This window comes from Methylobacterium sp. CM6246 (assembly GCF_054818005.1).
The window spans coordinates 2,261,197-2,275,568 of the sequence record NZ_JBTXKY010000001.1 but is presented as its reverse complement, the minus strand read 5'-3'; the positions used below and the strand labels follow the sequence as shown (position 1 = coordinate 2,275,568).

Annotated in this window: 10 protein-coding genes and 1 pseudogene; 6 read left to right on the top strand and 5 right to left on the bottom strand. The window is 63.7% G+C overall.

The features are described from left to right. Window positions 1-57 precede the first annotated feature (57 nt). From pucL to ACYQPG_RS11215, 3 genes are all read left to right on the top strand, one after another. A complete protein-coding gene (gene pucL / locus ACYQPG_RS11225; RefSeq protein ID WP_461230942.1) occupies window positions 58-900 on the top strand; it encodes a factor-independent urate hydroxylase in 843 nt (280 codons plus the stop codon). Window positions 901-1,474: 574 nt separating this feature from the next. Then, window positions 1,475-2,959 carry a methyl-accepting chemotaxis protein gene (locus ACYQPG_RS11220; RefSeq protein ID WP_461230941.1) on the top strand — a complete coding sequence of 495 codons (1,485 nt, stop codon included), beginning with the start codon at window positions 1,475-1,477 and terminating at the stop codon, window positions 2,957-2,959. Window positions 2,960-3,282: 323 nt separating this feature from the next. After that, window positions 3,283-4,458 (top strand): glycosyltransferase, encoded by a 1,176-nt coding sequence (locus tag ACYQPG_RS11215; RefSeq protein ID WP_461230940.1) that lies wholly within the window; start codon window positions 3,283-3,285, stop codon window positions 4,456-4,458. A 395-nt stretch (window positions 4,459-4,853) separates the two neighbouring features. Here the strand turns inward: ACYQPG_RS11215 and ACYQPG_RS11210 are convergent. Next, window positions 4,854-5,946, bottom strand: a pseudogene (locus tag ACYQPG_RS11210) (IS630 family transposase). A 357-nt stretch (window positions 5,947-6,303) separates the two neighbouring features. On the opposite strand from ACYQPG_RS11210, the gene ACYQPG_RS11205 reads away from it, so the two are divergent. From ACYQPG_RS11205 to ACYQPG_RS11195, 3 genes are all read left to right on the top strand, one after another. Then, window positions 6,304-6,588 carry a cupin domain-containing protein gene (locus ACYQPG_RS11205; RefSeq protein ID WP_147910533.1) on the top strand — a complete coding sequence of 95 codons (285 nt, stop codon included), beginning with the start codon at window positions 6,304-6,306 and terminating at the stop codon, window positions 6,586-6,588. 402 nt (window positions 6,589-6,990) lie between these two features. Next, window positions 6,991-8,688 carry a methyl-accepting chemotaxis protein gene (locus ACYQPG_RS11200; protein ID WP_461230939.1) on the top strand — a complete coding sequence of 566 codons (1,698 nt, stop codon included), beginning with the start codon at window positions 6,991-6,993 and terminating at the stop codon, window positions 8,686-8,688. 235 nt (window positions 8,689-8,923) lie between these two features. After that, entirely contained in the window at window positions 8,924-9,883 is a 960-nt protein-coding gene (locus ACYQPG_RS11195; protein WP_461230938.1) for a substrate-binding domain-containing protein, read from the top strand. Between the two features lie 69 nt (window positions 9,884-9,952). Here ACYQPG_RS11195 and ACYQPG_RS11190 read toward each other — a convergent pair whose 3' ends face one another. From ACYQPG_RS11190 to mdcG, 4 genes are all read right to left on the bottom strand, one after another. After that, window positions 9,953-11,434 carry an aldehyde dehydrogenase gene (locus tag ACYQPG_RS11190; protein ID WP_461230937.1) on the bottom strand — a complete coding sequence of 494 codons (1,482 nt, stop codon included), beginning with the start codon at window positions 11,432-11,434 and terminating at the stop codon, window positions 9,953-9,955. A gap of 71 nt (window positions 11,435-11,505) precedes the next feature. Further along, a complete protein-coding gene (gmd, locus tag ACYQPG_RS11185) occupies window positions 11,506-12,489 on the bottom strand; it encodes a GDP-mannose 4,6-dehydratase (protein WP_461230936.1) in 984 nt (327 codons plus the stop codon). Window positions 12,490-12,665: 176 nt separating this feature from the next. Continuing rightward, the gene (locus tag ACYQPG_RS11180) at window positions 12,666-13,586 is read right to left on the bottom strand and encodes an acyltransferase domain-containing protein (protein WP_461230935.1); all 921 of its coding nucleotides are present in this window, start codon (window positions 13,584-13,586) and stop codon (window positions 12,666-12,668) included. After that, window positions 13,583-14,278 (bottom strand): malonate decarboxylase holo-[acyl-carrier-protein] synthase, encoded by a 696-nt coding sequence (gene mdcG, locus ACYQPG_RS11175; protein ID WP_461230934.1) that lies wholly within the window; start codon window positions 14,276-14,278, stop codon window positions 13,583-13,585. Before mdcG ends, ACYQPG_RS11180 begins: the two co-directional genes overlap by 4 nt. Between the last annotated feature and the right edge of the window lie 94 nt (window positions 14,279-14,372).

Below are 14,372 nucleotides of genomic sequence, written 5' to 3'. Positions count from 1 at the left end.
GAGATACGGCGCCTCCGGTCCTAAGCTCACGCTTCGAACATCCTCTCGGAGATCATCATGGCTCTGACAGCATCGCGGTATGGCAAGGATCGGGTCCGTGTCCTGCGGCTGACCCGGTCCGGCGACCACCATGTGCCGCGGGAGCTGACGCTGTCCGTGATCCTGACCGGGCGATTCGAGGACGCCTGGACACGGGGCGACAACCGGGCCTGCATCGCCACGGACAGCGTGAAGAACATCGTCAACGTGACGGCGGTCAAGAACCCGTCCCTGAATGCGGAAGCCTTCGTGGCTGCCGTGGCGCAGGTCCTGCTCGCGACCTACCCTCAGGTCGAGGCTGTGGCGATCGAGGCCGAGGAGACTCGCTGGCTCCGCCATGTCATCGCAGGAATACCGCACGGCCATACCTTTACCCGCGACGGCAACGGCTTCGGCTTCGTCGGGCTCCACGCCGACCGGTCCGGGTCGATCCTGTCGTCGGGCTTGCGCGGCTACACTTTCATGAAGACCACGCAATCCGGTTGGACCGGCTTCGTCGCAGACGGCTACCGCACCTTGCCGGACGCCACCGACCGTATCGCCGCCACAAGCATGGATGCGACCTGGACCTGGTCGTCGGCTCCGGCGGATCACGAGGTCGCGAACGCGCGGATCCTCTCGACGCTGCTGACGGTGTTCGGGACGGGTTACAGCCGCGGCGTGCAGGACAGCATGTATCGGATGGGCGAGGCTGCGCTCGAAGCGGTTCCGGAGGTGGCCGAGATCGCCTTCGTGATGCCGAACAAGCACTACGTGCCGATAGATCTCAGTCCGTTCGGATTGGACAATCCCGGAACGGTGTTCCTTCCCACGGACGAGCCCTCCGGCCGGATCGAAGCCACGATCGGCCGAACCGCCTGAGCGGGCGTCCTTTGCTTCGTTTCGGAACGGCTGGGCCGATCCAGCGATGCGCGCCTCTCAAATCCTCGCGATCGTAACGGCCCTGCAGTGAGCGACGGGTACGCGTGCAATGCACGGAGACGTTGCAAAACCGCGTGAGCCAGACAGGTCCGACCGACCGGGCGCTCCCGAAGATGCGCGGCCCGATCGGATGAATCCGCGATATTTCGCGTGGTTGGGGGATGTCTCGGCAACCAAGGGGCATCGCGGTCCGAATGACCGCGGGGTGGCCGAAGCGATCGTGCCCGATGCGCGGCAGGTGTACCGATCGACTACGACCGAGTGTATAACTATGGACGGAGTTCGGCAGAGAGACGTATCATAGATCAAGCGGCGACATTTACGCATGCAACCCCTGCGTGCGCCCCTAAAAACTCTGAGTTGGACGCCGCATGCAGGCCGAGCAGGCGCCGTTTATCTCGCGTTCGACCGTTTAACCTGCAGTCAATACGCTCTTGATACAGCCGCCTGAAGAAAAACCGCGACGCCCGGCGCGAACGCGCCGCGCATCCCGTCAGAGCTTCCGGAGGACATCATGTTCAATCGCTTGGTGGGCGCGCGCGACCGGGACGCCAAACTGGCGGCCCTGAGCCGGTCGCTCGCGACGATCGAATTCGCCTTGGACGGCACCATTCTGGATGCCAACGCGAATTTCCTGGCGGTGATGGATTACTCCCTCGCGGAGATCCGCGGTCGCCACCATGGTCTGTTCGTCGACCCCGCGGAGCGCGAGGGCGAGGCCTATCGCCTGTTCTGGGATAAGCTGCGGCTCGGCACCTACCAGACCGCGGAATACAAGCGTATCGCCAAGGGCGGCCGCGAGGTCTGGATCCAGGCGAGCTACAACCCGGTGCTCGATCGTGCCGGCAGGCCGACCAAGATCGTCAAGTTCGCCACCGACATCACGTCGCAGAAATTGCGCGCCCTCGACCTCGACGGCCAGATCGCCGCCCTTCACCGGTCGCAGGCGGTGATCGCCTTCTCGCTCGATGGGACGATCCTGAGCGCAAACCAGAATTTCCTGGACGCCGTTGGGTACCGGCTCGACGAGATCGTCGGACGCCACCACGGGCTGTTCGTCACCGACGTGGAACGGTCGAGCGAGGCTTATCGCGCTTTCTGGGCAGCGCTGGCGGACGGCGAGTTCCAATCTGCCGAGTACCGCCGGATCGGCAAGGGCGGCCGCGACGTCTGGATCCAGGCGACCTACAACCCGATCAACGATGCGAGTGGACGACCGGTCAAGGTCGTCAAGTTCGCCACCGACATCACCGCGCACGTCCGAGAGCGTCAGCGCCGCGCCGAGGCCCAGCAGGCGATCGGTGCCGACCTCGACGCGATCGGCCGAGCCGTCGAGGACGTCACGCGGCAAAGCGGTACAGCGGCCGCCACTGCCGGCCGCGTATCCGTCGATATCCAGGCCATGGCGTCCGGCGCCGAGCAACTTTCGATCTCGGTCAGCGAGATTAGCCAGCAGGTGAGCCATGCGGCGTCGATGGCCGGCCAGGCCGTGACCCAGACGCAGCAGACCGGTAGCATCGTCGCCGGCTTGAGCGATCAGGCCACGCAGATCGGCGACGTGGTCGGGCTCATCGCCGGTATCGCAGCGCAGACGAACCTCCTCGCACTCAACGCGACCATCGAGGCGGCGCGAGCCGGCGAGGCCGGCCGCGGCTTCGCGGTGGTCGCCTCCGAGGTCAAGGCTCTGGCCGAACAGACGGGTCGCGCCACGGACCAGATCCGCGGTCAGATCGCTGCCGCCCAATCAGCCACCCGTGAAGCGGTGGGCGCGATCGACACCATCCAGGGCACGATCCGGACCCTGAGCGACGTCTCCTCGACCATCGCCGCGGCCGTGGAGGAGCAATCCGCGGTCACACGCGAGATGTCCGGCAGCATGCAGACGGTCTCCCATGGGGTCTCGACCATCGCGGCCGGCATGGACACGATCGCCCAGGCCAGCGAGCAGGTTGATCGCGCCACCCGCCAAGTGCGCGAGGCTTCGCGCGCGGTGGGGTGAGATGGTGATGGCATGGTCGCGGGTGCATTGGATCGGAGCGTTCCCGTTCAAAGGCGAATAAGATCAAACGTCTAAATCCTAAATGCTTCGAAGATATCAATGGTACTTTTGCTAAATAACCGGTTAAATTATGAATGTTACAATGTATCAATTTATATATTACAATATCTATCCGTTTAATCAGGTAAAAATATCCGGCGGATCTCAGTTAGCTTCCAGCGTACCAGGGCGCCACCGCTTTGCGAATGTCGCATCGTCGCGGTACAAACTGGAATCACCACCAACGGAAGCGGCGTATCACTTCGCCGGAAAGTATCTCCACGATGACTTCTTCTGGTCAAAAAGTGTGCTTGTCAATGATTGTCAAGAACGAAGCTCGGGTTATCCTGCGCTGTCTCGACTCTGTACGTGCCGTTATTGATCATTGGGTAATTGTAGATACCGGTTCAACCGATGGAACCCAGGACATCATTCGTACCGCCATGTCCGATGTGCCGGGCACCTTGCTGGAGCGTCCATGGGTCGACTTTGGTCACAACCGCACCGAGGCGCTTGAACTCGCTCGACCACACGGCGATTACACGCTCGTCATCGATGCCGACGATGAACTGATCACCGCCCAAGGCGGAATGACCATTCCAGCCGACTACAAACTGCCAAATCTCGATGCTCCCGGGTACACCCTACAAATTCATGACACCACTATGCGGTACCCACGGACGCAGCTGTTCAAAAACGCGTTTCCTTGGCGTTATCGGGGCGTCCTGCACGAGTTTGCAGAATGTAAAGAACTGGTCTGGACTGACACGTTGCCGCTCGCAATGCGGCGGGGTCACGATGGCGCGCGGCGTCGCGATGAGAGCACGTATGTACGTGACGCTGAGCTGTTTGAAAAAGCTCTCAAAATCGAAAAAGACCCATTTCTATTATCGCGCTACACGTACTATCTCGCAAATAGTTATCGCGATTGCGGCGAAAAACGCAAGGCCCTGCAGGCCTACCTCCATCGTACGACAATGGGCTTTTGGGAGGAAGAAATCTACATCAGTTATCTGGGTGCCGCCCTGTTGATGGACAATCTTGGCGATCCATTTGATGAAGTTATTGCGTGCTTCGATAAAGCTATCGCGATCAATCCTCGCCGAGTCGAGGCGATGTATTACGTCAGTCGATATTGCCAGGATAAACAGCGCTACGTCGAAGCGTACCATTATGCAGAATCGGGGCTTGGACTATCGCCGCCAACGGAAGGACTTTTTGTGCAGCATTGGATGTATAATTATGGATTGATGGATAAGTTTTCTGTGATAGCTTTTAATACAGGACAGTATCGAGCCTGTCTATCGGCATGTATCGGCGTTCTTGGATGCCCAGAATTTCCCCATGAAGAACGTCAACAACGTGTAGAAATTGCAAGAAAAGCGCTAAATAAGATGGTCGATCCAGCTTGGGGTGCCAATCATTCATCTTATAGCGCGGTCTATAGCCCAGACTGGTGATTGCGGCACTTAAAGCTGCAGATCGACGAGATTTTGGGCAGTATCAACGAATTTCAACTAAAGAAGCAGCCGCGGCAAGAAAGTCTGTCGTCAATGAAACTTTACTTCTAGACAAGTTTTTGAGATCTCGATTATTGTAAAATATTGAGTATCACCCATGATTGTAAATAATAAGTGATTAATTTGCTTGAATGTTTATTAATTCGATTGTAATAAAAATCAGTTTATGGTTACTTTAGTTTTGAATATAGTCATCTGACACGAAGTGAAAAATGCATTCATTGGGCCGGTTGACGCCATGTGCTGCAGCGAGTTGCAAGGGACACGTTCAAATCATTCCAGGCGGTATCCCCATCGTCCACCGCGCTCGTTCCTGGCTGGCCTAGTGCACTGACTCAGACGGATGGTTCAGGGGCTCGATTGAGGGCGTCGAAGATGGCGGCGGCGGGCTTGGTCCAGACGAAGGGTCGTGGGCTTTGGTTGTGCTCACCGATGTAGCGTTTGATGGCGGCCTGCAGGTCGACGATGCCGGTGAAGGTGCCTCGCCGGAGGCGACGGCGCGTCAGCGTGGAGAAGAAGCCCTCGACGGCATTGAGCCAGGAAGCCGAAGTCGGTGTGACGTGGAACGTCCATCGCGGGTGGCGGGTGAGCCAGGCGCGCACCTTCGGGTGCTTGTGGCTGCCGTAGTTGTCGAGCACCACGTGGATCGCCTTGCCCGCTGGGACTGCCGCCTCGACGGTGTTGAGGAAACGGATGACCTCACCGTGGCGATGGCGCTGCATGCAGCGGCCGAGCACCGTGCCTTCCAGGACGTCGAGGGCGGCAAACAAGGTCGTGGTGCCGTGGCGGGTGTCGTCGTGCGTCTGAGCGGCGGGATGCCCGGGCCCGAGCGGCTGGTCGGGACGGGTTCGCTCCAGGGCCTGGATCTGGGACTCCTCATCCTGAGCGTGTCGAAGGACCGTCGATGGACAGCACGACGGCGTGGGCGGGCGGTTGCATATAGAGACCGACCACATCCTCGACCTTCTCGGCGAAGGCCGGGTCGTGGGAGTGCTTGAAGGTCCGCACCCGATGCGGTTGCAGGCGGTGCTCCTGCCAGATCCGCTGCACGGAGCGGAGTGAGATGCCGGTCCGCGCAGCGACGGCGCGGCCGGTCCAGTGCGTGACCTCGTCCGGCGGTTCCGAACACGTCAGCGCCAGCACCGTCGCCACGGTGCGGGTGGAATGCGGCGGGGTGCCGGGTGGGCGGGTCTTGTCCCGCAGCAGGCCCTCGACGCCCTCCTCGGCAAAGCGCTGCTGCCAGCGCCAGACTGCGGGCCGGCTGACGCCGGCCTGCCGAGCCACGTCCTGCACGCTCAAGCGTTCGAACGAGAGCAGGACGATGCGCGCCCGCAGGATGTGCTTGAGCGGGCGGGATCGGTCTCCGGCGATCGTGGACAACGCCAACTTGGTGGCGTCGTCGAGGAGCACGCAGACGGTCTGAGCCATCGCCCAGACTCGCATGCATCACCCCCTGCGTGAATCCTCTGACCACGTCAGTGCACTAGCCTTTCACCACTTGTATGTCGGATGGGGTATTAGCGATCCCGTCCGAAACTAATCCGTTCTCCCAAGTGGCGATCAAGCATGGATTTGATGTTGCCTGGAGTTTGATCTTTGGGAGTACATTTTCAAATCTGTGTGTTAATCTTCCTCATCCTACTAAGCGATTGGATTCGTTGCCGTCGGGAGGAAAAATGGTCGTCCGATCGAAAAAGGTCATCCTAGGACAGTCGTATTCTGTGCGGTGTTGTCGGCTCATCGAGCAGAGGACGAACCACCATATTACCTGAGAGATGATACACTATGAATACGCTCAGCAACCAGCATTTCGCGACATTCGGTAGTGGTGCTTTAACGCTAAGTCTTGCCTTCGCAGAGCTGCGGGCGGGCATCACTTGGCCGCACTATCATGCGCACGGGTGCGCTGCCCTAGCGAGTGCGCTCAACGAAGGTCTAATGCCCGAAGAGGTCGCAAGTATCCTCGATGGACGAGGGCTCATCGAAGCTTTTCCGGTTTGGCAGGGCGAAACTCCGGCGGATTATGCGGTCCGCGCTGTAGCCGAAATGTTCGTCGTCTACCTGCAATAGGCTCTGCTGAGTCGTCCCATTCTAACGTCCGACCCCTTGACTGTAGCTTAGGTTGACGCCGTGCGGCGGTCAAGAGTAGTGCGCTCCAGTCAAGAATGTTGGATCATACCAACGAGGCAAACGATTGGGCAGGGTCGCCCGGCGAGTCCCGGCGATTCACCGGGCCCTGCAACACTCCGCATCACGTATTGGATGAAGATCTTCAGCTGAGTAAATTCGGGCATATATCTGTTTTTCATTCATTAAGATGAGTCTATATTAGTATATAATTTGTTATAATCCGTTCTATCAACGACTCAGCGATCAATTAATACTGATAAATAAAAACCTTTGTGGCTATAAGTTGAATGAACAAGAAAAATATGCTAACAATTAATGATCGTTTATCCCGGGTAATTCCAAATGGACGTCGCATTACAGCGAAAAAGAAAAGCCTCTGCAATCAATATACGATCGATCATCATTGGCTCTTCGGTAGCTCTGTTCGTTATATCCACAGTAATAGGATTGTTTTCTGTCGTTCGGATCGGTATGATCAACACAGTGAGTCGATCCGTCTCCGGCGAGATCGAAGCGGTCACGATCCTCGGACGGATGAAGGCGCTCAGCCAGGAGCTGCGCGCCCTGGGCGTCCTAGGCCACAATGCCCGGTCGGACACGGAGCGGCGCCGTTACCTCGATGAGGCCGGCAAGGCCCAGGAGGCGTTCTCCGCCGCCTGGAGTGCCTATGCCCCCACCGTTATGGGCGCAGACGAGCGCATTCTGGCGCATCGATTGCGCGAGGCCTGGCAACACTTCCTCGCCGTGGAGGCCGAAGCGACCGCGTTGGATCGGGCCGGTGAGCGCGAACTCGCCGATACGGTGTTCGCCGAGTCATTCCAGGCGGATGCCGTGGCGTTCACCCAGTCGGTGGATTCCGTCCTGGTCCACCGGCAGGCGCGGGCCCTCGAGCAAATGGCGGAGGCCGATGCGGTCGGCGCCACGTCGCGCCTCGCGGTCATCGTTGCGTTGGCCGTCGCGGCACTCCTGACCCTGGCCATCAGCTGGTTCATCGTCCGTCGTGTGGCCGCGCCGATCGCGACGATGACTCGGGTCATGGCGCGGCTCGCCGAGAACGATCTCACCGTGGCGATCCCGGACGGCGATCGGGCCGATGAGACCGGTGCCGTGCAGGTGTTCAAGGAGAACATGCTTCACGCCAAGTCGCTGGAAGACGAGGCCACCCGGATCCGCGTTGAGGCAGACCAGGAGCGCAAGTTCGTCCTGCACGACATGGCGGAGCGCTTCGAGGAGACGGTGGGCGAGATTGTCGGCACCGTCACCGCTGCGGTTTTGCAGTTCCAGGGGACAGCGCGCCAGATGAGCACGACGGCCGGCCAGACGGCGAGCCAGTCGACCACAGTGGCCGCGGCCGCCGAACAAGCCGAATCCAACGTGCGGATGATCGCTGCCGCCGCAGACGAACTCGGTGCCTCGGTCCAGGAGGTGGGGCGTCAGGCTGAACTGTCCGCCGCCATGGCCGATGGCGCCGCCACGGAGGCCTCCCAGACCATCGCGTTCGTGCAGGTTCTCAGCGGCGCAGCGGACCGGATCGGCGACGTGGTCAAGCTGATCGCCAAGATCGCGGCGCAGACCAACCTGCTTGCCCTGAACGCCGCGATCGAGGCGGCCCGCGCCGGTGATGCCGGTCGCGGGTTCGCAGTGGTTGCCGCCGAGGTCAAGCAACTCGCGGGCGAGGCCAGGCGCGCGACCGACGATATTGCCAGCCATGTTTCGGTCATCAAGGCATCCACCTCCGATGCCGTCGCCGCGATCGAGGGGATTGCCACGCGGGTCCGCGATATGAGCGGGACAGCTGCCTCGATCGCCGCGGCCGTCGAACAGCAGGGCGCGGCAACGCAGGAGATCGTGCTCAACATCTCGCAGGCAGCCAACGGCACGGGCGAGGTGACGGCGAACATCACCACGGTCGCCGGTGCGGCGGAGCATACCGGCGCGGCCGCCGACCAGATGCTCGTCTCGGCGAGCACCCTGTCGCGCGACGCGGAACGCCTGGGCGACGAGGTTCAGCGGTTCCTGAAAAGCATCCGGGCGGCCTGACGTGACGATCCCATCGGGCCGGCGACACTCTGCCAAGCCGATACACCATCGATACCGCCGGCTCGATCGCGGCGCCGTCGGCGTCGCCTCGAACCCGTCGATTCTTCGCGCGCTGATGCCGGACCGGAGCGGATCTCGGCGGCGCGCGCTCCAGGCAGGTGCAAGGACCATGATCGGAACGCTCTGCGGATGGCCCATCTCCCGAATACTCGGTGGCGTGCCGGCGGTTCTTTGGATGTCTACTGGCGATCCGGCCTTTGGATTCGAACGGGTGCGGGGCTGGTGGCCGGCGGCGTTCATGGTCGTCTTGGCGAGCCTGCCGACACCGGCCGCGTCGGCCGCAAACGGCGTGGCGATGGCTGAGCCGAGCGGGTTCACCGCGCTCCTCCGGGACGGCATCCAAAGCTATGCCAAGAGCCTGCCGGATCTCTCCGTGCGCTTCGCCTACGCGCCTCAGGGCGAGGGTGAGAAGCAGGTCGAGCAGGTCCGGCAATTCATCTCCGCCAAGGTCGATGCCCTCGTGGTCCTGCCTGCCGATACGACGACGAACGCGACGATCACGCGCTTGCCCCAGGACGCCGACATCCCCCTCGTCTACGCCAATAACGGCCCCCGGGAGGATTGGTTTGCCGGGCGCGTGGCGTTCGTCCTGTCCAATGATCTCGTCGCCGGACGGTTGCAGATGAGAAAGCTCGCCCAGATGCTGGACGGCAAAGGTCGCGTCGCGATCATCCAGGGTCCGCCGAGCCATACAGCTTCCGCACTCCGCACGCAGGGCGTCAGGGAAGTCGCCGCGGCCTTCCCGGGGATCAGCATCGTCGCCGAAGGCGCCGCGGATTGGGACCGCAAGAAGGCCGCAGCGCTCGTGGCCGGATGGCTGGCGAACGGGACGGCGCCCGATGCCATCGTCGCCAACAACGACGAGATGGCGATTGGAGCCGCCGACGCGGTGGACGCAGCCGGGATCCCCACGGATCGAATCCTGATCGGCGGCGTCGATGCGACACCCGACGGCCTCCGGGCGATGCAGCACAAGCGTATGGCCGTGACCGTCTATCAGGACGCCGGCCTACAGGCGCGCAAGGCGGTGAACGACGCCCTCAAGCTGGTCCGGCACGAGCCCGTGCAGCAATATGACTGGGTTCCGTTCGAGCTCGTGACGGACCGGATGTCGACCACGCATTTTTCGAAATAGGAAATTTGCCAGCGCGCTGGGACAGGACCTGCCGCGCCGGGGATGATGTCGCGCGGCGCGGCTTTGCCCCTATCGCATGACGAACGGATTTTCTGGCGCGTCGCGGCTCGTCGAGATCCAGACGCTCTTGGTCTCCAGGTACTCGCGGATGGACTCGATGCCGCTTTCACGGCCGATGCCGGAGCGCTTCATGCCGCCGAATGGCATCATGTAGCTGACGGCGCGGTAGGTGTTCACCCAGACCGTTCCGGCGCGCAGGCCCTTCGACATGCGCAGGGCACGGCCGATATCCTGTGTCCAGACGCCAGCCGCCAATCCGTAGATCACGTCGTTGCCGAGGCGCAGCGCCTCGGCCTCGTCCTCGAAGCCAATGATCGACAGGACCGGGCCGAACACCTCCTCCTGTGCGATGCGCATGTCGTTGGTGACGCCCGTGAAGATCGTCGGCTCGACGAACTGACCACCGATCACGCCGGGACCGGAGGCTGGGTTGCCGCCGAACACGCAGCGCGCACCCTCGCTCTTGGCGAGCGCGATGTAATCCAGCACCTTCGCATACTGGGGCGGCGTGGTAATCGGCCCGATGTTGGTGTCCGGCTGCATGGGATCGCCGAGCCGGGCGGTGCGGGCAAGATCCACCAGTCGCTCGACGAATGCCTCGCGGATGCTGTTCTGAACGAGCAACCGCGAGCCGGCGATGCAGGTCTGTCCAGTGGCAGCGAAGATGCCCGAGATCGCCCCGGCAGCCGCGGCTTTAAGGTCGGCATCGGCGAAGACGATGTTGGGCGATTTGCCGCCGAGTTCGAGGGAGACCCGCTTGATCTGGCGCGCGGCCGCCTCGTAGACCTTCGCGCCGGTGATATCTGAGCCGGTGAAGGTGATCTTGGCGACATCCGGGTGCTCGACGATGGCGCTGCCGGCCTCGCCGCCGTAGCCGGTGACGACGTTGAACAACCCGTCCGGGAGCCCGGCCTCCTTAGTCAGCCGGGCGAATTCCAGCGTGCTCGCGGAGGCGAATTCAGACGGCTTGACCACGACGGCGCAGCCGGCCGCGAGCGCCGGTGCGCATTTCCAGGCGACGAACAGCAGTGGCGAGTTCCAGGCGGTGAGCGCCCCGACGACGCCCACCGGCTCGTGCCGGGTGAACGCGAACGTCTCGGGTTTGTCGATCGGCACCTGGGCGCCTTCGACCTTGTCGGCGAGGCCCGCGTAATACCACCACCATTCGGGCTGGTAGCGGGTCTGCCCGTACATCTCGGCGAACAGCTTGCCGTTGTCGCGGACCTCGACCTCGGCGAGCGCCTTCGCATCGCGCTCCACGAGATCGCCGATCCGGCGCAGGACCTTGCCCCGGGCCGAGGCGGTCATGGTGGCCCAGGGCCCCTCCCACATGGCGCGCTTGGCCGCCGCCACCGCCTTGTCGACATCGGCCTTGGACGCGCGGGGTATGCGGGCCCAAGACTCACCCCGGTAGGGGTCCACGGACTCGAACCACGAGCCGTCAATCGGATCGACGTCCTGGCCGTCGATGTAGAGCTGGTAGGTTTTCACGGCGCGCCTCTCACGCGGTTGAGGCGCGTGTTATGGGCGGGAACGCAGTCGGTGACGAGGCTCGCTGCGCCCTACGCGTTGGCGCTGAGGCGCTTGATGTCAGCCTCGACCATCTCAGTGATCAACGACTCGAGGCTGGTCTGCGCCTCCCAGCCGAACACGGCCTTGGCTTTGGCCGGGTTGCCCAGCAGCACCTCGACCTCCGCCGGCCGGAAGAACGCCGGGTCGATGATCAGGTGGTCGTCGATGTTCAGGCCGACATGCTTGAACGCGATCACGCACATGTCCCGCACCGTGGTGGTCCGGCCGGTGGCGATGACGTAGTCGTCGGGCTTTTCCTGCTGCAGCATCAGCCACATCGCCTCGACGTAGTCGCGGGCGTGGCCCCAGTCGCGCTTGGCGTCGATGTTGCCCAGCCGCAGCTCCTTCTGCATGCCGAGCTTGATCCGGGCCACCGCGTCGGTGACCTTGCGGGTGACGAACTCGACGCCGCGCAGCGGGCTCTCGTGGTTGAACAGGATGCCGTTCGAGGCGTGCAGCCCGAAGCTCTCGCGGTAGTTGATGGTCATCCAGTGCGCGTAGAGCTTGGCCACGCCGTAGGGCGAGCGCGGGTAGAACGGCGTCGTCTCGCTCTGGCGCTCTTCCTGGATCAGCCCGAACATTTCAGAGGTCGAGGCCTGGTAATAGCGCGCATTCGGCGCCACCGAGCGCAGGCATTCGAGCATATGCACGGCGCCGAGACCGGTCACCTGGCCGGTGAGCAGCGGCTGTTGCCATGACGAGGTGACGAAGGACTGGGCGGCGAGGTTGTAGATCTCGTCCGGCTTGGTGCTCTGGACGATCCGCAGCAGCGCGGACTGGTCCAGCAGGTTGCCGTCCACGAGTTCGACATCGCCCAGGATGCCGAGCCACTTCAACCGGTGGTCGAACACCCCGGCATGGCTGGAGCGGCGTACGATGCCGGCGACCGTGTAGCCCTTGTGCAGCAGCAGCTGCGCCAGATACGCGCCGTCCTGGCCCGTAATCCCCGTGATCAGCGCGCGCTTGGCTGTCATGAAACCGTCCCGTCCCGTTGCTGCCCGGCTGCTACGACCGGTCCGGCCTTCGCGTCAAGGTGAGGCCACACTGCGCATAGTCTTCGTGGGCTGGCGCGTCGGCCAGCCACATGACTCAGTGTATGCGAAGAAGTGCGCATGGGCGGCCGAATTCTTCGCGGGTAAGCCACTTCGCCCTAGGGTTGGGTCAGCCAGGCGGTGACGCCACCAAGGGACCGGAATTCCTCCAGCGCGTGGACCCGGGCGTCAGGCAGGGCCGACCGCGCCATCGTGGCCAGCGCGCGGCCGGGGCCGAGTTCGATGACCCGGTCGGCGCCGTATTCCCGGGCGGCTTCGAGGCAGGCTGCCCAGTCGATGGTAAGGGAGATCTGGCGTGCCAGCTTGTCGAGGCCGTCCTCGGGCCGGAACATCGTCGCCCCGTCGAGCCCGCTGACGAGGCGCGGGGCACCGGCCTGCGGGCGGTGCAGGGTGACGGCATCGAGCGCGCCGCGGAACGCATCGCTGGCCTCGGCCAGCAGCGGCGTGTGCGAGGGCGTGTGAACCGGCAGCACCACCGCCCGCTGCGCGCCGGCCCCGATGGCGTCCCGGCACAGGACTTCGAGCGCATCGCATCGCCCCCCCACGACGCCGCTGTCCGAGGCGTTGCGGATGGCGAGGTAGCATGCGTGACGCCCGGCCAGGGCTTCGAGTGCGTCGAGCCGGAGGCCCCGGATCCCGGCGAGCCCGAACCCCTCCCCGGAGGCGGAATCCATGGCCTCTGCGCGCCGGGCGGCCAGCGCCAGGACGTCGGCGTCGACGATCCGACCGGCGACGCCCCAGGCGGCGAGATCGCCGATGCTGTAGCCGGCCACGATGGCGCGGCCGGACAAAGCCAGCCCGCGCCAGGCGGCGAGCGCGGCGACGCAGCACAGGATCTGGCCCGTCCGGTTGCCGTGGAGCGCGTCGCCGCCGCTGCGGGCGAGGTCGCGCGGGTCGGTGCCGCCCAGCAGCGGCGCGGCGGCAGCGAAGACGGCCTGCGCCGCAGGATGGCCGGCGGTGAGGTCGAACATCCCCGGATGCTGGCCGCCCTGGCCGGAGAGCAGGATCGCGACACTCATGCGGTCTCCCGGGAGCGCAGGGGGGCGACAGGCCACATGGCGAGCCCGTCGAGGCCCTTGGCCAGCACGGTGCCGCCCTCGGGCGCGTCGCGCAACTCGCGCCAGTGCAGGCCGGTCCCGTCCGGCAGCAGGATCTCGCCGTCGAGACGCATCGGGGCGTTGTCCGCGATGGCAGCGAGCCGGTCGAGCAGGCCGGCCGGTACCGGCCCCGGGCAGGGCCAGAGCAGGTCGAGGTCGGAGGCGGGACTCAGATACGTCAAGCCGGTGACCGCCTGCCACAGGAGACCACCGAACGGCCGCGGTGTCACGCCGTAACGGTCACCGAGCGCCACCACGGCCGCGATGGTCCCGTGCCAGGCGGGAGGCGCATGGGGAGCCACCTCGACGAGGCTCGGGCTGTCCAGGCGGGTCAGGCGTTCGGCCGGCAGGGCAAGGCCGATCCGGCGCTTGCCGTCGGCGGGCGGCAGCGGCAGCCCGAGGGGGACCGTCCCGGCGCCCTCCCCCGGGACCCGGCGGCGGACGATCAGCGGACGCCCCGCCCCGGCCCAGACGGCGAGGTGCGGCACACCGGCGAGGTCGGCGCGGGTGCCGAGCCAGGATGACCAGGCTTCGGGATCGACGCGGACGAGGTCCTGCCGGGTGAAAATGCGAGGCGGGCGTGGTTCGATGTGCGCTCTGTGGATCTGTGCCATCCTCGACCTCGTTTTGAGGTCTCAGGTGAACGTGTCGGAGACCCGATGTCCGCCCACTCCTGTAACGTGACGAACGGCGGAGCAGCCACTTCGT